General features: G+C 70.0%; 21 protein-coding genes. 10 read left to right on the top strand and 11 right to left on the bottom strand.

Features of this window, described 5'->3' with window-relative positions; translation table 11 throughout:
* Positions 1-4: 4 nt before the first annotated feature.
* From H284_RS0110085 to H284_RS0110065, 5 genes are all read left to right on the top strand, one after another.
* The gene (locus H284_RS0110085) at positions 5-1,195 is read left to right on the top strand and encodes an ROK family transcriptional regulator (protein WP_020076137.1); all 1,191 of its coding nucleotides are present in this window, start codon (positions 5-7) and stop codon (positions 1,193-1,195) included.
* 117 nt (positions 1,196-1,312) lie between these two features.
* The gene (mmsA, locus tag H284_RS0110080; RefSeq protein WP_020076136.1) at positions 1,313-2,860 is read left to right on the top strand and encodes a multiple monosaccharide ABC transporter ATP-binding protein; all 1,548 of its coding nucleotides are present in this window, start codon (positions 1,313-1,315) and stop codon (positions 2,858-2,860) included.
* A gap of 2 nt (positions 2,861-2,862) precedes the next feature.
* Complete coding sequence (gene mmsB / locus H284_RS0110075) at positions 2,863-4,206, top strand: multiple monosaccharide ABC transporter permease (RefSeq protein WP_020076135.1); 1,344 nt, start codon at positions 2,863-2,865, stop codon at positions 4,204-4,206.
* A 55-nt stretch (positions 4,207-4,261) separates the two neighbouring features.
* The gene (locus H284_RS0110070; RefSeq protein ID WP_020076134.1) at positions 4,262-5,353 is read left to right on the top strand and encodes a substrate-binding domain-containing protein; all 1,092 of its coding nucleotides are present in this window, start codon (positions 4,262-4,264) and stop codon (positions 5,351-5,353) included.
* A gap of 230 nt (positions 5,354-5,583) precedes the next feature.
* Positions 5,584-6,255, top strand: a complete 672-nt coding sequence (locus H284_RS0110065; RefSeq protein WP_231371151.1) for a GntR family transcriptional regulator — start codon at positions 5,584-5,586, stop codon at positions 6,253-6,255.
* A 548-nt stretch (positions 6,256-6,803) separates the two neighbouring features.
* Here H284_RS0110065 and H284_RS0110055 read toward each other — a convergent pair.
* The 3 genes from H284_RS0110055 to H284_RS0110045 are packed head-to-tail and all read right to left on the bottom strand — an operon-like array spanning position 6,804 to position 8,423.
* Positions 6,804-7,109 (bottom strand): AzlD domain-containing protein, encoded by a 306-nt coding sequence (locus H284_RS0110055; protein WP_020076131.1) that lies wholly within the window; start codon positions 7,107-7,109, stop codon positions 6,804-6,806.
* On the bottom strand, positions 7,106-7,846 hold the full coding sequence (locus H284_RS0110050; RefSeq protein ID WP_018189100.1) for an AzlC family ABC transporter permease: 741 nt from the start codon (positions 7,844-7,846) through the stop codon (positions 7,106-7,108). Before H284_RS0110050 ends, H284_RS0110055 begins: the two co-directional genes overlap by 4 nt.
* A 31-nt stretch (positions 7,847-7,877) precedes the next feature.
* Entirely contained in the window at positions 7,878-8,423 is a 546-nt protein-coding gene (locus H284_RS0110045; RefSeq protein ID WP_018189101.1) for a TetR/AcrR family transcriptional regulator, read from the bottom strand.
* 89 nt (positions 8,424-8,512) lie between these two features.
* Here H284_RS0110045 and H284_RS0110040 point away from each other — a divergent pair, with 89 nt between their 5' ends.
* Positions 8,513-9,769 carry an MFS transporter gene (locus H284_RS0110040; protein ID WP_018189102.1) on the top strand — a complete coding sequence of 419 codons (1,257 nt, stop codon included), beginning with the start codon at positions 8,513-8,515 and terminating at the stop codon, positions 9,767-9,769.
* Here H284_RS0110040 and H284_RS0110035 read toward each other — a convergent pair.
* Both H284_RS0110035 and H284_RS0110030 read right to left on the bottom strand, forming a co-directional pair.
* Positions 9,753-10,772: an NADPH:quinone reductase gene (locus H284_RS0110035; protein WP_018189103.1), complete on the bottom strand. Its 1,020-nt coding sequence runs from the start codon at positions 10,770-10,772 to the stop codon at positions 9,753-9,755. The two genes, H284_RS0110040 and H284_RS0110035, sit on opposite strands and share 17 nt — an antisense overlap.
* Positions 10,773-10,825: 53 nt before the next feature.
* Positions 10,826-12,013: a MarP family serine protease gene (locus H284_RS0110030; RefSeq protein ID WP_020076130.1), complete on the bottom strand. Its 1,188-nt coding sequence runs from the start codon at positions 12,011-12,013 to the stop codon at positions 10,826-10,828.
* A gap of 135 nt (positions 12,014-12,148) precedes the next feature.
* Between H284_RS0110030 and H284_RS21040 the strand changes: the two genes are divergently transcribed.
* On the top strand, positions 12,149-12,304 hold the full coding sequence (locus tag H284_RS21040) for a hypothetical protein (protein ID WP_020076129.1): 156 nt from the start codon (positions 12,149-12,151) through the stop codon (positions 12,302-12,304).
* 4 nt (positions 12,305-12,308) lie between these two features.
* Here H284_RS21040 and H284_RS21035 read toward each other — a convergent pair whose 3' ends face one another.
* Positions 12,309-12,452 carry a hypothetical protein gene (locus tag H284_RS21035; RefSeq protein WP_018189106.1) on the bottom strand — a complete coding sequence of 48 codons (144 nt, stop codon included), beginning with the start codon at positions 12,450-12,452 and terminating at the stop codon, positions 12,309-12,311.
* Positions 12,453-12,499: 47 nt separating this feature from the next.
* Positions 12,500-13,213 (bottom strand): copper resistance CopC family protein, encoded by a 714-nt coding sequence (locus H284_RS0110015; RefSeq protein WP_020076128.1) that lies wholly within the window; start codon positions 13,211-13,213, stop codon positions 12,500-12,502.
* A gap of 114 nt (positions 13,214-13,327) precedes the next feature.
* On the opposite strand from H284_RS0110015, the gene H284_RS0110010 reads away from it, so the two are divergent.
* From H284_RS0110010 to H284_RS0110000, 3 genes are all read left to right on the top strand, one after another.
* Positions 13,328-14,002, top strand: a complete 675-nt coding sequence (locus tag H284_RS0110010) for a response regulator (protein ID WP_231371150.1) — start codon at positions 13,328-13,330, stop codon at positions 14,000-14,002.
* 3 nt (positions 14,003-14,005) lie between these two features.
* Complete coding sequence (locus H284_RS0110005; protein ID WP_020076127.1) at positions 14,006-15,682, top strand: sensor histidine kinase; 1,677 nt, start codon at positions 14,006-14,008, stop codon at positions 15,680-15,682.
* 329 nt (positions 15,683-16,011) lie between these two features.
* Positions 16,012-17,016 carry a hypothetical protein gene (locus H284_RS0110000; RefSeq protein ID WP_231371149.1) on the top strand — a complete coding sequence of 335 codons (1,005 nt, stop codon included), beginning with the start codon at positions 16,012-16,014 and terminating at the stop codon, positions 17,014-17,016.
* A gap of 33 nt (positions 17,017-17,049) precedes the next feature.
* Here the strand turns inward: H284_RS0110000 and H284_RS0109995 are convergent, their stop codons facing one another.
* Genes H284_RS0109995 through H284_RS0109980 form a run of 4 tightly spaced genes read right to left on the bottom strand, consistent with a single transcriptional unit; the run spans position 17,050 to position 19,489 of the window.
* Positions 17,050-17,706: an NUDIX domain-containing protein gene (locus H284_RS0109995; protein WP_020076125.1), complete on the bottom strand. Its 657-nt coding sequence runs from the start codon at positions 17,704-17,706 to the stop codon at positions 17,050-17,052.
* 49 nt (positions 17,707-17,755) lie between these two features.
* Entirely contained in the window at positions 17,756-18,796 is a 1,041-nt protein-coding gene (locus H284_RS0109990) for a YihY/virulence factor BrkB family protein (protein ID WP_020076124.1), read from the bottom strand.
* On the bottom strand, positions 18,786-19,064 hold the full coding sequence (locus H284_RS0109985; RefSeq protein ID WP_018189113.1) for a hypothetical protein: 279 nt from the start codon (positions 19,062-19,064) through the stop codon (positions 18,786-18,788). The genes H284_RS0109990 and H284_RS0109985 overlap by 11 nt, the downstream gene beginning before the upstream one ends.
* On the bottom strand, positions 19,061-19,489 hold the full coding sequence (locus tag H284_RS0109980) for a phage holin family protein (protein ID WP_018189114.1): 429 nt from the start codon (positions 19,487-19,489) through the stop codon (positions 19,061-19,063). Before H284_RS0109980 ends, H284_RS0109985 begins: the two co-directional genes overlap by 4 nt.
* Between the last annotated feature and the right edge of the window lie 57 nt (positions 19,490-19,546).

The raw sequence follows: 19,546 nt of genomic DNA, 5'->3' as shown, positions 1-19,546 counted from the left end.
CGCTATGACCGCCACCCAGGGGCTGATCCCTCGTGGCGCACGCAATCCCGGGTCGCAGGGCGCACTGAGGCACTTGAACCAGGAACGACTCGTCGAGTTCCTCCTGGCCAACGGACCGTCCACCCAGGCTGAGCTGGCGCGCGGGACCGGCCTGTCCACCGCCACCGTGTCGAACATCGTTCGCGACATGGCGGCCAAGGGCGTGGTCACGACCTCCCCGGTGACCTCCAGCGGGCGGCGGGCCCTGCTCGTACAGCTCACCGACACCGGCGACATCGCCGTCGGCGTCGACTTCGGCCGCCGCCACGTGCGCATCGTGCTCACCACCCTCGGCTATGACGTCATCGCCGAGGAGCAGGTGGCGCTCGAACCCGGCTATGACGTGCTCGGCGCGGTGCGGGAAGCTGCGCGGCTGCTCGACCGGATGCTCGCCGAAGGCGGCCACGACCGCGAGTCCGTTCTCGCCGTCGGCGTCGGCATCCCCGGACCCATCGACCGCCGCACCGGCACGGTGCTGCAGGGCGCCATCCTCCCCGAATGGGTCGGAATCACCCGACGGGAGCTGGAGGACGTGTTCGGCTTCCCGGTCGTCGTCGACAACGACGCCAACCTCGGTGCGCTCGCCGAAGTCACCTGGGGAGCGAACCGCGGAGAGCGCAACCTGATCTTCGTCAAGATTGGCACAGGGATCGGCGCGGGCCTCATCCTCAACGGCCAGCCGTACTACGGGTTCCTCGGCATCACAGGCGAACTCGGTCACACGCCGGTCGCGGAGCACGGCGTCATCTGCCGCTGCGGCAACCGCGGCTGCCTGGAGACGATCGCGTCGACCAGCGTGATGCTCGAGTCGCTCGGGCGGGGCGACGGCGCGCGCACGGCTTCGGACATCCTGCGCCGCGGGCTTGCCAAAGACCCGGCCGTCCTCCGCGTCGTCAGCGACGCGGGCACGGCGATCGGCCAGGCGATCGGCAACATCGCGAACGTCATCAACCCGGAACTGGTGCTCATCGGCGGACCGCTGGTCGGTCTGGGCGACGCGCTCCTCGACCCGATCCGGCACGGGATCCGGCAGAACGCCATCCCGATCATCGCCGGCACCACGACGGTCCGGATCTCGTCGCTGGGCGACCGCGCCGAGTCGCTCGGAGCAGCCGCGATCGTGATCAAAGGCGCCCTGGCCGGGCAAGAGGGCTGACGTCTCCGCCACCACTTCCGGCCGTTATCGCATCGTTGTCTTCACTATTTGACGACAAGTGCGAAGATAGCGTTTACTACTTAGGCACATCCATTCCCGAGCCCGCAAGGAGCGACGATGCCGTCGAACGCAGTCATCCTCGAGATGCGCGCGATCACCAAGGAGTTCCCCGGGGTCAAAGCGCTGGAGGATGTCTCCCTCACCGTCCACGCCGACGAGATCCACGCGATCTGCGGCGAGAACGGCGCGGGGAAGTCCACCCTCATGAAGGTCCTCTCCGGCGTGTACCCCTATGGGACGTACAGCGGAGACATCGTCTACCAGGGCGACGTGATGCGGTTCAAGGACATCAAGTCCAGCGAGCAGCAGGGCATCGTGATCATCCACCAGGAGCTCGCGCTCATCCCCGAGCTCTCGATCACCGAGAACATCTTCCTCGGCAACGAGCCGGGCCGCGGCGGCGTCATCAACTGGGGCGAGGCGAAGACCCGCGCCGTCGAGCTGCTCGCCCGTGTCGGTCTGACCGATGACCCGGACACCCAGATCAAGAACATCGGCGTCGGCAAGCAGCAGCTGGTCGAGATCGCCAAGGCGCTCAACAAGAACGTCAAGCTCCTCATCCTCGACGAGCCGACCGCGGCGCTCAACGAGGCCGAGTCGCAGCACCTCCTCGACCTGATCCTCGGGCTGAAGGGTCGCGGCGTCAGCTCGATCATGATCAGCCACAAGCTCAACGAGATCGAGCAGATCGCCGACCAGATCACCATCATCCGCGACGGCCGCACGATCGAGACGCTCGACGTCAAGGCGGACGGCGTCGATGAGGACCGCATCATCCGCGGCATGGTCGGCCGCACGCTCGGGAGCCGCTTCCCGGAGCGCACGCCGAACATCGGCGAGAAGTTCTTCGAGGTGAAGGACTGGGTCGTGCAGCACCCGCAGGTGCCGGACCGACTGGTCGTCAAGAACTCCAGCTTCTACGTCCGTCGCGGCGAAATCGTCGGCTTCGCCGGCCTCATGGGCGCCGGCCGCACCGAACTCGCGATGAGCGTCTTCGGCCACTCCTACGGCAACTGGGTCTCGGGTGAGATCTACAAGGACGGCAAGGAGATCCAGGTCCGCAACGTCTCCGAGGCCATCGACAACGGAATGGCCTACGTGAGCGAGGACCGCAAAGTGCTCGGTCTGAACCTCCTCGACGACATCAAGCAGTCGGTCGTCGCCGCCAAGCTCAAGAAGATCGCCAAGCGCGGCGTCGTCGACGACCTGGAGGAGTACGCGGTCGCGGACGAGTACCGCAAGCTGCTCCGCATCCGGACGCCCGACGTCGACCGCGGCGTGTCGACGCTCTCCGGCGGCAACCAGCAGAAGGTCGTGCTGGCCAAGTGGATGTTCACCGACCCCGACATCCTGATCCTCGACGAGCCCACCCGCGGCATCGATGTCGGCGCCAAGTTCGAGATCTACGGGATCATCCAGCAGCTCGCCGCACAGGGCAAGGGCGTCATCGTCATCTCGTCCGAACTGCCCGAACTGCTCGGCATCTCGGACCGCATCTACACGATCTTCGAGGGCCAGATCACCGACGAGCTGCCCATCGCCGAGGCGACGCCCGAAACCCTCCTGAAAAGCATGACATCCGCCAAGAAGAGGATTGCCCGATAGCCATGACCACACAGATTCCCGAGAAGAAGAAGTCCGGCGGTCTCCGCGACCTCGGCAAGATGTTCGGAGGCGGCCAGTCCACCGGACGCCAGTTCGGCATCCTCGGCGCCCTCGTCGTCATCATCCTGCTGTTCGAGGTGCTCACGGGCGGCACCACGCTCGAGCCGGTCAACCTCATCAACCTGGTCAATCAGAACGTGTACGTCCTGATCCTGGCCATCGGCATGGTGATGGTCATCATCGCCGGCCACATCGACCTGTCGGTCGGCTCGGTCGCCGCCCTCGTCGGCATCATCGTCGCCGAGGCGATGACCAACTGGAACGTGCCGTGGCCGCTCGCGATCATCCTCGGACTGCTCGTGGGTGTCGTCATCGGAGCCTGGCAGGGATGGTGGGTCGCCTACGTCGGCGTCCCCGCGTTCATCGTCACCCTGGCCGGCATGCTCATCTTCCGCGGTCTGAACCAGCTGATCGGCAGCGCGAACACGATTCCCGTCCCGGACGGCTTCACCTTCATCGGCGGCGGCTTCCTTCCGGAGTGGGGCCCGAACACGGGCTTCAACAACTCCACCCTGCTGCTCGGCATCATCATCGCGGTCGTCATCGCGCTGGCGGAGGTCCGGACCCGTCGCAAGCAGACGAAGATGGGCTCCGAGAAGGCTCCCCTGTGGGTCAGCGTGTTCAAGGTGGTCATCCTCGACGCCGTCGTGATCTACGCCGCGGTGCTGTTCGGAAGCGGCCGGGTCGGTACCTCGTTCCCCGTCGCCGGCGTGATCCTCGGCGTGCTCATCATCCTGTACTCGTTCATCACGCGCAGCACCATCTTCGGTCGCCACATCTACGCGGTCGGCGGCAACTGGCACGCCGCGGAGCTGTCGGGCGTCAAGATCAAGCGCATCAACTTCTTCGTCATGATGAACATGTCGGTGCTCGCGGCGCTCGCCGGCATGATCGCCGTCGCCCGCTCCGTCTCCTCCGGGCCGCAGGACGGCCTCGGCTGGGAGCTCGACGCGATCGCGGCCGTGTTCATCGGTGGTGCTGCGGTCTCCGGCGGTATCGGAACCGTGGCCGGCTCCATCATCGGTGGTCTGGTCATCGCCGTCCTCAACAACGGCCTGCAGCTCCTCGGCGTCACCAGCGACAAGGTGCAGATCATCAAGGGTCTGGTCCTGCTCGTCGCGGTCGGTGTGGACGTCTACTCCAAGCGCCGGGGCGGCCCGTCGTTGATCGGCAGGATGTTCGGCGGCGGCAAGACGCAGGAGGCGAACGCCGCTGCCGCCGAGCAGCCCGCTGTCGTGCCGTCCGGCGACTCCGCCGAGGACAGCTCGCGCTCGCTGACGTCCTGATCACCTAGTTTTTCATCCCCCCTGCACCATCAACACACAGAGAAAGAGAAACGCAATGCGCAAAATCGCACTCGCGACAGTGGCCGTCGCAGCTGCCGCCGCGCTCGCCCTGACCGGCTGCTCGTCGAGCCGCTCCGGTTCGGACAGCAGCTCCGCGTCCGGCTTCGCCAAGGACTCCACCATCGGTGTCGCCCTCCCGACTAAGACGTCGGAGAACTGGGTTCTCGCCGGTGGCCTGTTCGAGGACGGCCTCAAGGAGGCCGGCTTCAAGGGCGACGTCCAGTACGCCGGTGGCTCCGGTGTCTCCGACCAGCAGTCGCAGATCCAGTCGATGATCACCAACGGTGCGAAGGTCGTCATCATCGGCGCCGTCGACGGTGGCCAGCTCGCCGCGCAGGCCAAGGCCGCGCACGACGCCGGCGCGACCGTCATCGCGTACGACCGCCTCATCCTGAACACCAACGACGTGGACTACTACGTCGCGTACGACAACGAGAAGGTCGGCGAGCTGCAGGGTCAGGCCCTGCTCGACGGCATGAAGGCGAAGTTCCCGGACAAGAAGAACTTCAACATCGAGCTCTTCTCGGGCTCGCCGGACGACGCCAACTCGGCTGTCTTCTTCAACGGCGCCATGAAGGTCCTCCAGCCGAAGATCGACGACGGCACCCTGAAGGTCGTCTCGGGTCAGACCGAGATCAAGCAGACCTCCACCCAGGGCTGGCTGCCGGCGAACGCGCAGACCCGCATGGACAACCTGCTCGCCAAGAACTACGCCTCCACTGAGCTCGACGGCGTCCTGTCGCCGAACGACACCCTGGCCCGCGCCATCATCACCTCGGTGAAGGGTGCAGGCAAGCCGGTCCCGATCGTCACCGGTCAGGACTCCGAGGCCGAGTCGGTCAAGTCCATCATGGCGGGCGAGCAGTACTCGACCATCAACAAGGACACCCGCAACCTGGTCAAGCAGGCCATCACCATGGTGAAGGACCTGCAGCAGGGCAAGAAGCCCGAGATCAACGACGACAAGTCGTACGACAACGGCAAGAAGGTCGTCCCGGCCTTCCTGCTGAAGCCGGTCATCGTCACCAAGGAGAACGCGGCCGAGGCGTACGCCAACGACCCGACCCTGGAGCCGCTGACCAAGTAACGGTTCTCACACCCCGAGTGTGAAAACGAAAGGGGCCGGAGTGCGATGCACTCCGGCCCCTTTCCCGATCCGTCCCCCGACGGGATCGGTCCCCCTGGCCGAGCTTGATCACAGGCTAGGACGCGGCTCTCGCCGTCGGCATCGGTGGCAGCACGGATATGCAGCTCCGTGCCACCCGAAGCGGCTGGTATGTTAGGACAGGTATGAACCGTTTCTGACGTCGAGGAGCCGTGGTGGAGCAGGATGCGCGTGCGCGATACGACGGCCGTCGGCTGCTCCGCAACGATGTCTACGAGCTCGTGCTGGAGCGCATCCTCTCGGGGGAGCTGCAGCCGGGCCAACGTCTGCGCGACGCCGACCTGACCTCGTGGCTGGGCGTCTCGCGGACACCGGTCCGTGAGGCGGTGAGCCGTTTGACGGCCGTCGGGCTCATGTCCACGTCTCCCAACCGCTACACCGAGGTCGCCGTGCTCGACGAAGCCGAGGTCGCGGATGCGGTGGCGGTGCTGCGGCTGCTCTGGCCGGCGGTGCTGGCGAGCTTCCCGGACGTTTCCTCTCTGGAGCGCGAGGTCGAGCTGACCCTGCTCGCCCGACGGGTCGAGCGCGGCGACATCGATCCGGCCCACGGGCTCCACCGCGCTCTGTCGGTCGTGGTCGACACCCTCCCCAACCGTGTCCTCGCCGAGGCCGTGCGGGCGGCGGACCTTCGTGTGGTCCGGTACCTGCTGCTCGAGCCGGCCGCGCGTGCGGTGCTTCAGCCCGCCAGGGTCGTGGCGCTCATCCGCGCCCTCGGTGCCGAGACGCCCTCGGAGGCCGGCGCGGGTCGGGCCGACGAGCTCGGGGCGGATCTCCTCACGGAGCTGGAGGGCGTGCTGTCCGCCCGCCGGAGCGCGGCACGGTAGAACCGGACGAGTTCTGCGGCTGACGGGCGCTGCGCGGCCATGGTCGCGGCATCCGTCCGGCGGGCGGCCATGTGATGGCGCCACGATTCGGCGGCGCAGCGGTGGTCCCAGGCCGCTGCGGCCGCAGCTTCGAGCGTGCGGCACCAGCCGATCAGCTCGCGCCCCTCCGAGGTCGGCGCCCAGGTGACGACGCGGAACCACACCTCCGGGCGGTTGGGGTCTCCGAACGTGAACCGGCGGATCACGCCGTACGGCGTGCCGAGCGTCCCCTGGCGGAGCAGCCACTCGCTGGGCTGCGCATTCGCCACCGGGTGCCAGGATGCGCTCACGGCGTCACGGTATGCGACGCCGCCGACACCGCCACGCCCGGCTTCACCGCGCTCTTGTACACCGCGTCGGGAACGCGCGGCGCGATGGACGTCATGTACATCGGCGGCGCCTGCTCCGCCGCCCTAGCATCCCTGCATGACCCCCAGTGCCGCAGTCGACCAGGAACGCACCGACGACGACGTCGTCATCCTCGGCTACGACTGAGCGCCCAAGGCAGGTCAGGTGAACAGCCGGATGAGCGCCGCGACGACCGCGGCCGCCGGCACGACGACGATGAACGGCACCCGGAGCGCGTAGAGCCCGGCGGCGATCGCGACGGCGGGCAGCCGCGCGTCGAGCTGCAGCGACTGGCCGGCCCCGAGGGTCTGCACGCAGATCAGCGCGGCGAGCAGCGCGGCCGTCAGGAGGTCACTCACCCGCGCGACCGTCGGGTGGTCGAGCGCCTTCGGCGGCACCATCCAGCCGACGGCCTTGAGCCCGAGCACGCAGATCGAGGCGAGCAGGATGACATGCCAGGTGGTCACGGCTCCACCTCCCGTTCCATGGGCACCGCTTCCGGATGCGGTGGGTCGTTCCTCCGGCCGAACAGGTTGAGGACGCCGACGACGATGGCGACGACCGCCGCCGCCAGCACGGGCAGGCCGGGCGTGAGGAACGGGGTGAGCAGGGTCGCGACGAATCCGCCGGCGACGGCGACGGCCTGCGTCTGGCGTGCCTTCAGCCGGGGCCAGAGCAGGCCGAGGAATGCGGCGGCCGCAGCCGCATCCAGTCCGTAGGCCTTCACGTCGCCGATCAGGTCGCCCAGGAGCGCGCCGGCGAGTGTCATCAGGTTCCAGCCGATGTACACGACGAGGCCGGTGATCCAGAAGCCGATGCGCTGCGCGCGCGGCTCGCTCTGGGCGGTCGCGACGGCGGTGGACTCGTCGATGGTCAGCTGGGTGGCGGCGGCTCGCTTCCAGAATCCCGGGCCGATGATGCGCGACAGCCGCAGGGCGTAGAAGGAGTTGCGCACGCCCAGCAGCGCGGCGCTGATGATCGCGGTGCCGCCGGCCGCGGCTCCGCCGGAGGCGAGCACGCCGATGAGGGCGAACTGCGAGCCGCCGCTGAACATGACCAGGCTGAGCACGCAGGTCTGCCAGACGTCGAGCCCGGAAGCCGTTGCCAGGGCGCCGAAGGAGATGCCGTAGACGGCCGTCGCGATCCCGACGGCCCAGCCGGAGCGGGCCGCGGCGCGTTCCTCGCTGGTCCGTTCCTGGCGCATCGCCTCCCGACATTACCGGGTGGCGGTCGGGTCAGCGGAACAGTCGCTCGACCAGGTGTTCGGCTGTGGAGTCCTCGAGCGTCCAGGGCACGAAGATGACGCGGTAGATGATCGGCGCGACCACGACATCGAGGATGTCGTCGTCGGTGACGGGGGAGTCCGGATAGCGCTGCAGGATGAGGCCCGCCTCGGTGCGCCGGTTGCGGAGGCAGTTCGACTGTCGCTCGCCGGCCGCCGAGGCGCCGCCGCGAAGGAGCGCCGCGTTGACCGGGTTGCGGTAGTGCTCCACCAGCTCGGAGGCCCAGGCGGTGAGGTCGCGCTGCAGGTCGCCGTTGTCGGGCAGGGGTCGCTCGGGGTTGAGCTGGTAGGTGGCGATGTCGTTGATGAGGGTCGGGAGGTCGCCCCAGCGGCGGTAGATGCTGGTCGGGTTGACGCCGGCGCGCTCGGCGATCATCGGAACGGTGACGCGGTCCTGGCCCTTTTCCTCGACGAGCTCTTCGACGGCGGTGCGCACGTTGTGGATGACCGCGGCGCTGCGTCCGCCCGTCCGCTTCGACGGAGTGGTCGTAGTTTCCATGGGAATAGCTTAAAGCAAATTCCGTTGCTTTATCCCACATCCCCTCGTATAGTCGCTAAAGCAATCAAGTTTGCTTTAAGGAGCTCGACATGACCACAGCCGAAGAGACCCTCCCCACGGGCGGGATGCTCGCCGTCCGGCCCGCCCGGTCGACGGGCGGTGCCGGCCCCCGCCGGCTCCGTCCCGCGGTGGCGTTCGCGGGCACCGCGCTGGCCTTCGTCGCCGTCGCCCTGGCGGTCGGCGCCCCGAGTCCGCTGTTCGTGCTGTACGAGCAGGAGTGGGGCTTCCAGCCGTGGCTGCTCACGGTCGCGTTCGCGATCTACGCCGTGACGCTCCTCATCACGCTCCTCATCGCCGGGTCGCTCTCCGACCACATCGGCCGGCGGCCGGTGCTGATCGGCGCGCTCGCGCTGCAGGTGGTGGCGATGCTGATCTTCCTGTTCGCTCCCGACATCGGGTGGATCATCGGCGCTCGCTCCGTGCAGGGCGTCGCCACGGGTGCCGCGATGAGCACCTTCACCGCCGCCCTGGTCGAGCTCGCTCCCGAGCGCCAGAAGAAGCTGGGTGCGACCATCGGAAGCACGGCGCCCGTCGGCGGCATCGCCATCGGAGCCTTCCTGACCGGACTCGCGGTGCAGTTCGTGCCGCAGCCCACGATCGTCGTGTTCGTCGCGCTCGCTCTGCTGTTCGCCGCCGGCATCGTCGTGATCGCCGTGTCGCCGGAGACGGTCGAGCGTCGGCCCGGTGCGGTGCGATCACTCATCCCTCGCCTGTTCGTGCCGCGGCCCGCCCGCACGGAGTTCGTTCGCGCCATCCCGCTCTTCCTGGCGACGTGGATGCTGGCGGGCCTCTTCATCGGACTCTCGCCGTCGATCCTGCACGGCGTCTTCCACCTCGACAGCGGACTCCTCAACGGTGCCATCGTCGCCGTGCCGCCCGCGGTCGGAGCCGTCGCCGCCCTGATGCTGACCCGCGCTCCCGCCCGGATCACGGCCGTCTGGGCGATGGCGGCCATCCTCGTCGGTGTGGCGCTCGCCGCCATCGGGATCAGCGCGGGCATCCTCGCGCTGCTCTTCGTGGGGGCGACCATCGCGGGCGGCGGCTTCGGCGCCGGCTTCGCGGCGGTCCTCCGCATCCTGGCCCCGCTCGCGCCGAACGATCAGCGGGCGGAGCTCTTCGCCGGGGTGTTCCTCGTCAGCTACCTCGCCTACGGCGTTCCCGCGCTGGTCGCCGGCGAGCTGATCACCGCGATCGGGCTGCTGCCGACGGTGCTCGGCTACGCCGCGGCGATCGCCGTCGCCTCAGTGGTCGCGCTCGTCGTCCAGGCCATCAAGCCACGTCGATGAGTACCTTGCCCACGATGCCGTCCTCGACGGCGTCGTGGGCCGCGGCCGTCCGATCGAGCGGGAAGCGTGTGATCGGGAGGCCGTGCTCCTCGCCGACACGCAGTGCGCCGTCGGCGGCAGCGGCGGCGACGGCCCGCACCGCGGCCTCCTTGTTCTCCGGAGCCACCGTGTAGGTGAGCACGAACTGCCAGCGGAGGTTCTTCGACATGCTCGGGCGGACGGGGATGGTCACCTCCTCCGCTCCGGGGGCGTCTGCGTAGCTCGCGATCGTGGCGTTGCGGCCGGCGACCTTCACGTCGAGAGCCGCGTTGGCGATCACGTTCACCTCCACGACGATGTCCACGCCGCGGGGCGCCAGCGCACCGATGGCTTCCGCGGTGTCCGGGTCGGTGTAGTTGACGACGTGGTGCGCGCCGGCGGCTCGCGCGAGCTCCGCCTTCTCATGGCTGCTGACGGTCGCGATGACCGTGGCGCCCGCCCACACGGCGAGCTGGATGGCGGCGTGGCCGACGGCGCCCGCCCCTCCGGCGACGAGCACGGTGCGGCCCTCCAGCGAGCCGGGGGAGAGCTCCGCCGGGGCGTGCTCGTACGAGGTCAGCGCGCGATGGGCGGTGAGCGCCGGGATGCCGAACGACGCACCCTCGTCGAAGCTGACGTCGTCGGGCAGGGCGACCACCAGCTTCTCGGGAAGCACGACCAGTTCCTGCGCCGTTCCGTCGGGACGCTGGTAGGCGGCATCCCACACCCACACGCGGTCGCCCGCACGGAAGGCCGTGACGCCCGCGCCGACCTCGTCGACGACGCCGGCGCCGTCCTGGTTCGGAACCTGCGGCCGGGGAAGCTCCGCCGGGCCGCTGCCCCGCCGCGCCTTCCAGTCGGTGGGATTCACACCGGACACGTGGATGCGGACGCGCACCTCACCCGGTCCGGGGTGCGGCTCCTCGCGCTCGCCGAGGGTCAGGACGTCGGATTCGCCGGTGGAGGAGTAGCTCACAGCCTTCATGTCACCAGCCAACCACGGCGAACGGCGCGACGGGAGAGCGGCTCAGGCGCGTGTCAGCCCGCCGAGCAGGCTCCGGAGCTGATCGGTGCGGAGCCGACGGACGAGAGCACCGGCCGCAGTTCGGCGAGGGTCAGCGCGTAGCCGGTGTCGGGGTTCGTCGCGCTCCGGGCGAACACGACCCCGGCGACCCGGCCATCGGAGTCGAGCAGCGGTCCGCCCGAGTTGCCGGGACGGACGACGCCGCGCAGCGAGTAGATGTCGCGGTCGACCGAGCCGCTCTGGTAGATGTCGGTGCCGCGCGCGACCACCCGATCGCGGACGCGCTGCGGTGCGACGGTGAACGGCCCGTTGCCCGGATACCCGGCGGCGAACGCGGCGGCGCCGGCGGTCAGGTCCGGTCCGATGTCGAGCGCCGGAGCGGTCAGGTCGGTGACGTCGAGCACCGCCAGGTCGCGGGACGGGTCGAAGGCGACGAGGGTCGCACGCTCGACGTCGGGGCTCCCGGACATCCGCACGACGATGGAGGAGGAACCGGCGACCACGTGCGCGTTGGTCACGACACGACCGCGCTGCACGACCCATCCACTGCCCTCGGAGTCGACACCGCAGGCGGGCTTGGAGGCGAGCACCGTCACCACCGACTGCTCGGAGGCCGAGACGGCGGCGGGCACGGAGCCGTCCGGTGCCGGGACCGCCTTGATCGTCTCGCCGCCCTCGAACACCTTCGGGAGCCCGGCACCGGCGAGGGCGTCGTCCACCGCGCCGAGCACGGTCGACGACGGCAGCGGGGCCATGCTGTTGAGGGTCGAGACGACCCGGGAGGAGTTCGCCGCCTGGACGACGGTCGCGAGGTTGGTCGCCAGAGCGAACCCGGCGAGCAGCCAGACCACGACGGCCCAGGTGGCCAGGCCCAGCACGGCGCCGACGAGGGAGTCGAGCCAGCGGATGGGGCCGTGACGCAGGAGCTTGCCGATGATGCTCGCCAGGGCGCCCGCGATGGCGTACACGACGCCCGCGCACACGATGATGACGACGGCCGCGACGACGGACCGCTGCGTGACCCCGCCGAACCCGGAGTCTGCGAACCAGCCGACGACGATGGGGGCGATGGTCAGTCCCAGCCAGAGACCGAGCCCGAGACCCACGAGGGTGCCGGCTGAACGGATGGCGCCCTTGCTCCAACCGGCCGCGATCGCGAGGATGCCGAGCACCACGAGCACGACGTCGACAACGATCTCCACGGGGCATACCCTGCCCCAGAAGACTGGACGCCCGCTCAACCGCGGCTCTGCGGCGGCTGGCGATCCCCTGTCGGCGCGGGTGGCGCAGGTCTACCGTTCGAAGCTCCACCGCATCCCGAGACGAAGGAGCACCCCATGCCCGGATCCCGATCCGACGCGCCGATCGCGAACGGCGACGACGAGCGCGAGGACCTCGACGCCGGCGAGCGCCAGTACACGAGCGCCGATCTGACGGCGCACGACTCGGAGCACGGACAGCTTGAGGAGTCGGGCGAGGGCGAGGCGCCCTAGCCGCTCAGAGGCGGCCGTCCTCCTCGTCGCCGTCATCGACGGAGTCGGGCGCGGGCTGGGGAGCCGGGACGATGTCCGGATCCATCTGCTCCTCGGGCACGACGTCCGGGAAGTCCTCGGTCTGCTGGTCGGTCGTCTGTCTGGCCATGCGCGAACGCTACGCCGGCAACTCAGGAGCCGAAAGCCCCATCCGCCTCAGAGATCGTCCTGAGAGCTCTCTAAGTGCGCGTCGTCGTCCGCATCCGTGGTGGAAGGGCGGCGGCGTCGGGAGGTGAGGAGGACGATCACGACACCGATGACAGCCAGCACGACGATGGCGACGGCGATGCCGATCACCAGGCCCAGGTCGGTGCCGGAGGCCTGCGTCGTCGGCTGCGGAGTGGATGCGGCGGCCGTCGCGGTGGGCCCGGAGCCCGCCTGCGGGGTCGGCGCCGTCGGGCCCGTCGTTGCCGGCGCTGTCGACCCTCCGGCACCGCAGCCGGGTGTCTCTGAGCCCGCGGCCGCCGCGGCCCCGGACGGCGGCTGGTAGGTGAACGGGTAGGACGACGAGACCGTGTGGCCGTCGGCCGACACGATCTGGTACGTGACCGTGTACTGACCGGCCCCGCCGAGGGCGACCGGCGCGCTGAGCGTGGTGTCGGCGACAGTGGCGCATCCCGTTTCGAAATGACGGGTCCCCGCGTCGGGGCCGGTCACCGTGAGCAGGTTCGTCGATCCTGTGCCCGAGAGGTCGAGCACGCGGTCGTTGAAGGTCACAGTCACCGTGTCGAGTGCCGTCGTCACCGTGGACCCGGCGGCCGGGTCGCTGCCGACCACGTAGTCGTGGGCCGATGCGGCGGACACGGGAGCGAGCGCGAGGACGGCGGCCGCGGCGATGCCGGCGGCCGCGGCGAGCAGCCTGGTCGTCATGCCGAGAACCCTACGCTGCGGTCCTGCGGGGGTGGCGTACGCGGGGCGAACGGGACCACAACGGGGGCCGCCGGACCAGCGGGAACGCCCGGCGTGTCGCGTTATCCTGGCCGGGTGGCGGAGTCTGGTCGGGCGGGGGAGAGCACCTGGCTCCGGCGCGCGCTCGTGGTGGAGGATCACGCCCTCATGCGCTCCCTGGTCTCCGATGCCTTCCGCGCGCGGGGATTCGAGGTCGCGTCGGCCGAGTCCGCTCCGGAGGCCCTCGCCCTGGCCGACGCCTTCGATCCGGACCTGCTGGTGACGGACATCGACCTCCGCCAGCGACCGAACGGTGTGGAGTTGGCCACCATCCTGCGGTCCCGTGCACCGCACGTCGCCATCCTCTTCCTGAGCAACTTGTCCCGTGAGGCCGCCTCCGCGCAGGCGCAGAGCACCGTCACCGGCGCCTCGTTCGTCAACAAGGCCGCCGTCGAATCTGTCGACGAGCTGGTGGATGCGGCTGAGGCCGTGCTCGCCGATCGGCCGGTGTCCCGCGACCTCGCCGCCTCGGACGCCCAGGCGCGACTCCTCCGGCTGACCGCCGCGCAGCTGGAGACCACCCGGCTGCTCGCCGCCGGCCTGTCGAACGCCGAGATCGCCCGGCGGCGGGGCGTGTCGGTGCGCGCCGTGGAGAAGAGCGTCGAGCGGGTGTTCGCCGCGCTCGGGCTCGGCGGTGAGCGCACGACACCGCGCGTCGCCGCCGCGACGCTCTACACGACGACGTTCGGCGATCCCGCCTCGGGGCTCTGAGCCGTGCTGCTCACGAACTTCCGTCGCTCCTTCGCACGCGTCTACGGACCGTCGGCGATCACCGTCTGGTCGTGGCTCATCACGCTTCCCTTCGCGGTGACCGTCATGTCGGGCCTGCAATATGTCGGCGGCGGGCCGCTCGAGGTGCTCGCCGTCTCGGGTCTCGCCCATGCCATCCTCGGCGGCGTGCTGCTCGCCGGGGCCGCACTGCTGCGCGTCGTGCACGGACGGGCGCGACCCGTCGTGGTCTTCGCGTTCTTCGCCGTCGCGGGCGGCCTCCGGCCCATCCTCTTCCTGGAGGCGGGCGGCCTCCTCTCCATCCCGGTCGCGCCCGGCGACCTGGCCGGACGGATCGGCATCAACGTCGTCGCCCTCGTCGTCGCCTTCTCGCTGATCGCCGTCGGCGTCGATCTCGTCCGCGAGCACCGCGGGGTCTTCCGGCGGCTGCGGACGGCGCAACGCGCGTCGCAACTCGATGTGGAGAACGCCTCGGAGCGCCTCCGGCAGTTGCGCGCCGACACCGTGGACGGCGTCGTGGCGGCGCTGGAGGAGGCCGCGGCCTCGGCCGCCTCCCGGCCGATGGAGCCGAGTGCTGCCGCCCGGCTGCTGCGGACGCTCGCCGAGGACGTCGTGCGGCCCGCCAGCCATCGCGTCTACGCCTCTCCCGCACCGGACGCGGTGCCGGAAGGCGCAATGGCGGGAGCGCGGGAGTGGTCGGCGAGCGTCCTGGGCGGGATGCGTGCCGCCCCGCCGATCGCGACCGCCACACTCTTCTCCGCCCTGGTGGTGCCGTTCGGTGTGCTCCTGTTCGGTGCGATCAGCCTCCTCCCGCTCGTCGTCGGTCTCGTGGTGCTCCTGGTGGCCAACACCGTGGTCGCGCGACTCCGCCTCCCGCACCGGCCCGTCCTGAGGTTGCTCTTTCTTCTCGGCATCTACGCCCTGGTCGGGGTGCTGCTCGCGCTCAGTGGCGAGACGACCCTCCTGCTCGTGGGGGTGCGGCCGGAGTCCGTCTGGTTCGAGGCTGCGACCTACCCGCTCATCGCGGTGGCGGTGGCCTTCGTGGGCTCTCTGGCCGTCCGCACCCGTCTCGATCAGGCGGAGCTGGAGACGGCGCTGCAGTCCAACGTCGCCACCGCCGCCCGGATCCGCAGCGAGTACGAGCGAGAGCGCGCCTCCCTCGCCCGGCTGCTGCACGCGGGCGTGCAGTCCGAGCTGATCGCCGGGGCGCTCTCGCTGACCGTCTCCGCCGGCCCGAACGACGCCGGCGCACGGACGGCCGAGATCGTCGGCCGTGCGCGCGATGCCCTCCGCGGCGCCAACGACGAGCCGGACGCGGCCGAGCAGGTGCGGACGCTGCTCGACAGCTGGTCCTCCGCCATCGGCCTGACGGTCGGCATCGGCGACGGCGTCTGGGAGCGTCTGGGGGATGCGTCGCGCACCGCCGCGGTGGTCGACGCGATCTCGGAAGGGCTCGCGAACGCGGTCCGGCACGGCGACGGCTCGCCGGTCGCGCTGGAGCTGCGGCCGGCCGCGTCCGGCGGCGTCGAGGTCGTGGTCCTCTCCGGCGGAGCGCTCGCCGCCTCCGAGGCCGGGATCGGTCTCAAGCAGCTGTCGGAGCGCGGAACGGTCGCCCTCCGCGAACGGTCCGGGCGTGTCGAACTGGCGGTCGCCATCCCCTGACCGGATGCTGAACGGCCGGTCGTGCCAGCCGTATCCCGTCACCCCGCGATCCGTTGCGACGCCTACGTTTTCAGAGGACGGACGACGGTGCCGACCCCGGTCCCGGGTGGGGGCCCCTGCGTGACCCGAACGCGCGGGATGGGCCCCCGACCGGGATCCATTCGTCTGCATTGATGGAACATCCAGGCGGAATCGGGTAGAAAGGATCGGTACGCTTTCGCGCCCATCCCCCCGGCGCGATCCTCCGACCGTCTCGCCAAGGAAGTACCAGCAGCTTGCCCCAGTCCACTCCCTCAGTGCGGCCTCGCCGCAGTTTCAGGGCACCCGTCGTGGTGGATGTGGACCAGCAGCACGACCTGTCGGACGACCCGGTCAGCGCGTTCACCACGGCCGAGGAACTGACCGCGACGCAGACCTTCCCGAGCCGCCGCGCCGCCCTCGAGGCCGAGCGCAGCCGGCCGGCGAAGCGCGAGCGCGTCGTCGTGCGCCCGACCCGCGACCGACGCGACGCTAAAGCCGCCGCCCGTGCGGAGCGCGCCAACCGTCCGCCGCGCCGCACACGGACACCGCGGTCGGCCCGCCCGGCTCGCACCGAGGGTCGGCGCTGGGGCGTCCACGCCGTCGTCATGCTGGCGCTGGCCGCCTTCTTCGGCACTGCAGCACTCCCGGCCTACGCGACGACGGGCGAGGGCTCCACGGTCGGTGCCGCACGGACCGCCCTCGCGGTGCAGACGTTGACCGGCGGCGGCGTGACCCAGGTGGTCGCCCGTGACGGCCTCGACATCCAGGAGAGCCCGCAGGCGCTCGACTCCACCACCAACACGACGGTGTCTCCGACGGTCCAGGCTCTCGCCGTCCAGCTCATGGGCGCGGTCGCGGCCGGTCGCCTGGTCGGCTCGACGCCGAACCACATCCCCGAGATCGCCGACCTCGCCGAGGGCCGCGCCGTCCCCGGCTGCGGGATCGACTACCGCGTTCTGCAGGCCATCTCGATCGCGCTCGACAACTTCAACCAGGTCGGCGTCAGCGACATCAACCGTCGCTGCACCGGCCAGATCGAGGGAGCGGGAACCGAGTCCGCCCACTATGCGGACGGCGGCGGTCACGCCCTCGACTTCTACCTGCTCAACGGCTCGCCCCTCACCGGCGGCGACGCGAAGTCGGTGCAGCTCATCAAGATCCTCGACCCGATCGTGCCGGACGGCACGGGCCTCGGTCAGATCGGCTGCCGCTCCTCCATGGACCTCACCAACTTCAAGCCGTTCGACGACACGTGCAACCACCTGCACATCGATTTCCTCAAGTCGGACGGTCCCGCGCTCCGTTACGGCTGATCGCCCACTCGGCCCGATCGGGCGTTCGCAGACTCAGCCGAAGAGGTTGAGCGCCGCCCACTGCAGCAGGATGACAGCCTTGCCGTCGGCGATCCGGCCGTCCGCGACCAGTTCGAGCGCCTCGTCGTAGGGGACGACGACCGGTTCGATCTCCTCGCCCTCCTCCTCGACACCTCCGCCGCCGACCACCTCGGCGGGCACATAGGGCGCCGCGTAGAAGTGCACACGCTCGGTGACCGAACCGGGGCTCATGTAGAGGTCGAACAGGTGCGTCAGTTCGCCGATGCTCACCCCGAGCTCCTCCGCGGCCTCCCGCCGGATCGCCTCCTCCGGCGAGTCGCCGTCGAGGAGCCCGGCCGCCGATTCGATCAGCATCCCGTCCGGATGTCCATTGACGTAGGCGGGGAAGCGAAACTGGCGCGTCAGCAGGAGCGTGCGGCCGGCCGGGTCGTACAGCAGCACGGTGGCCCCGTTGCCGCGGTCGTACGTCTCGCGCGTCTGCGTCGTCCACCGTCCGTCGCGTCCGCGGTAATCGAAGGTGGTGCGCCGGAGCACGTGCCAGCCGTCGGAGGTGACCTCGACCTCCCGCACCCGGACGTCCGGGTTGCCGTCGAGGTCGAGCCCTGTCCGGTGGAGTCCCGACCGTCCGCGTGCGTCGGGGAGGTCGTGGCCGGGTCGCTGGTCGCTCATGCTTCGAGACTAGCTTCGCGGGCGACGAGGCCCGGCGCCGGCCCCGGTGTCAGCGGTAACGGCGGCGAAGCTCTCGCGCGGCGAGGATGTCGCCCGCGTGCGCCTCACGAGCCTTGAGCAGTGCCTTGTCCGACTTGAGCGGCAGCCGCAGCACGTCGTCCGCCTCGATGCCCGCGACGAGCTCCCGCGCCCGCTCGACCTCCGAGTCGAGCTCGGCGCCGAAGAGCAGAGCGTTGTTGGCGATCCAGATCCACAGCAGGAACACGATGATGCCGGCCAGCGCGCCGTAGGTGCGGTCGTAGTTGCCGAAGTTGCCGACGTAGAAGGCGAACAGGGCCGACGCGATGCCGAGCACGATGATCGCGGCGAGCGAGCCCGGCGTCAGCCAGCGGAACCGCGGATGTTTCACGTTCGGCGTCGACGCGTACAGCACGGCGAGCAGCAGCACCAGGACGACGATGACGACCGGCCAGCGGAGGATCGACCAGGCCACCTGGAACGCCTCGTCGAGCCCGATCAGGCCGCCGAGGAACGACAGCACGGGGCCGGACACCACGAGCATCAGGGCGAGCAGCGAGATCAGCACCAGCGTGAGCAGCGTGACGCCGAGCTGGACCGGGCGGAGCACCAGGGCCGTGCGCCCCTCCGGCACGCCGTACACGCGGTTGAGCGCCCGGCCGAAGCCGCCGACGTATCCGGACGCCGACCACACGGCGCCGACGATTCCGATGACCAGCGCCCAGCCGGTGGCGGGAGAGGACGCAAGGCCCTCGATCGGCCCCTTCAGGACGTCGGTCATCCCGGGCGCCAGCTCGTTGACCATCCCGAACAGGGCGTCGATGCCGGTCTGGCTCTGGCCGACGATGCCCAGGATGCTGACGAGCGCCAGCAGCGCAGGGAACAGCGACAGAACGGCGAAGTAGGTCAGTCCGGCGGCGAGGTCGGTGCACTGGTCGGTGCTGAAGCTGCGCATCGTCCGCTTGAGGATGAACCCCCACGGCAGCCGGTACCAGGGCAGACTGTGGCGATCCTCGATCCGCCGGACCGCCTTGGCGCGGTCGCTCCCGACGCCGCCCTGGTCAGCGGGCACGCCCGCGTCTCCGCAGGAGGAGCGCAGCGATTCCCGCCGCCGCCCCGGTCAGTGCGAGGAAGAGCCCGACGAAGAACGTGGGATGCGACCGGATCTGCACCCGGATGTTGAAGGTGGCGAAGAGGTCGTCGAGCGTGGTCGCGAGCTCCTCCCTGGTCACCTCCAGGTCGAGCTTCAGCGAGTTGATGCCGGCGCCCTTGGGGAGCGGCGGGCGTCCGGCAGGGCGCTGGCCCTGGCGGCTCACCGATGGTGTGGTGTCCGAGGTCACGGCTGCTCTCCCTTCAGGGCCTTCGCGTCGGCGCTCAGCTCGCTGCCCAGGTCGTCGGGCACCGGCGGGACGCCCTTCTTCAGACTGCTCCAGCCGATGAGGCCGAGGACGACGGCGATCAGGATGAGGATGCCCGCGACGATGAGTGCCGCCAGCCAGGCGGGGAGGATGAGCGCGAAGCCGAGGACGGCGGCGGTCACCAGCACACCGAACGCGAAGAACAGGAACAGGAGGGCTCCGACGAGAAGCCCTGCGCCGATCCCCGCCGCCTTCGCCTTGGCGGTCATCTCCGCCTTGAAGAGGGCGATCTCCGACGCGACGAGGCGGCGCAGCTGAGCGACGAGGTCCTTCGTCAACTCAGGGAGCGGACGGAGTCCGCGGGTGGTACGGCGGCGCTCGCGCGGCAGCGGAGGCGTATGGGCCATCGGTTCGGGCTCCCTTCGGACGCTGTATGGCCGAACGTACCCCACCCGTCGGTACGA

Source organism: Cryocola sp. 340MFSha3.1 (assembly GCF_000383315.1).
Taxonomy (GTDB): Bacteria; Actinomycetota; Actinomycetes; order Actinomycetales; family Microbacteriaceae; genus Leifsonia.
Note: the sequence above shows the minus strand (reverse complement) of the source record. Positions and strands in the feature narration are given on the sequence as shown.

Bases quoted from the DNA above. Each gene is read 5' to 3' on its own strand.
- H284_RS0110085 (WP_020076137.1), top strand. From the start codon at position 5: ATGACCGCCACCCAGGGGCTGATCCCTCGTGGCGCACGCAATCCCGGG.
- mmsA (WP_020076136.1), top strand. From the start codon at position 1,313: ATGCCGTCGAACGCAGTCATCCTCGAGATGCGCGCGATCACCAAGGAG.
- mmsB (WP_020076135.1), top strand. From the start codon at position 2,863: ATGACCACACAGATTCCCGAGAAGAAGAAGTCCGGCGGTCTCCGCGAC.
- H284_RS0110070 (WP_020076134.1), top strand. From the start codon at position 4,262: ATGCGCAAAATCGCACTCGCGACAGTGGCCGTCGCAGCTGCCGCCGCG.
- H284_RS0110050 (WP_018189100.1), bottom strand. From the start codon at position 7,846: ATGCGCCAGGAACGGACCAGCGAGGAACGCGCCGCGGCCCGCTCCGGC.
- H284_RS0110045 (WP_018189101.1), bottom strand. From the start codon at position 8,423: ATGGAAACTACGACCACTCCGTCGAAGCGGACGGGCGGACGCAGCGCC.
- H284_RS0110040 (WP_018189102.1), top strand. From the start codon at position 8,513: ATGACCACAGCCGAAGAGACCCTCCCCACGGGCGGGATGCTCGCCGTC.
- H284_RS0110035 (WP_018189103.1), bottom strand. From the start codon at position 10,772: ATGAAGGCTGTGAGCTACTCCTCCACCGGCGAATCCGACGTCCTGACC.
- H284_RS21040 (WP_020076129.1), top strand. From the start codon at position 12,149: ATGCCCGGATCCCGATCCGACGCGCCGATCGCGAACGGCGACGACGAG.
- H284_RS21035 (WP_018189106.1), bottom strand. From the start codon at position 12,452: ATGGCCAGACAGACGACCGACCAGCAGACCGAGGACTTCCCGGACGTC.
- H284_RS0110015 (WP_020076128.1), bottom strand. From the start codon at position 13,213: ATGACGACCAGGCTGCTCGCCGCGGCCGCCGGCATCGCCGCGGCCGCC.
- H284_RS0109995 (WP_020076125.1), bottom strand. From the start codon at position 17,706: ATGAGCGACCAGCGACCCGGCCACGACCTCCCCGACGCACGCGGACGG.
- H284_RS0109980 (WP_018189114.1), bottom strand. From the start codon at position 19,489: ATGGCCCATACGCCTCCGCTGCCGCGCGAGCGCCGCCGTACCACCCGC.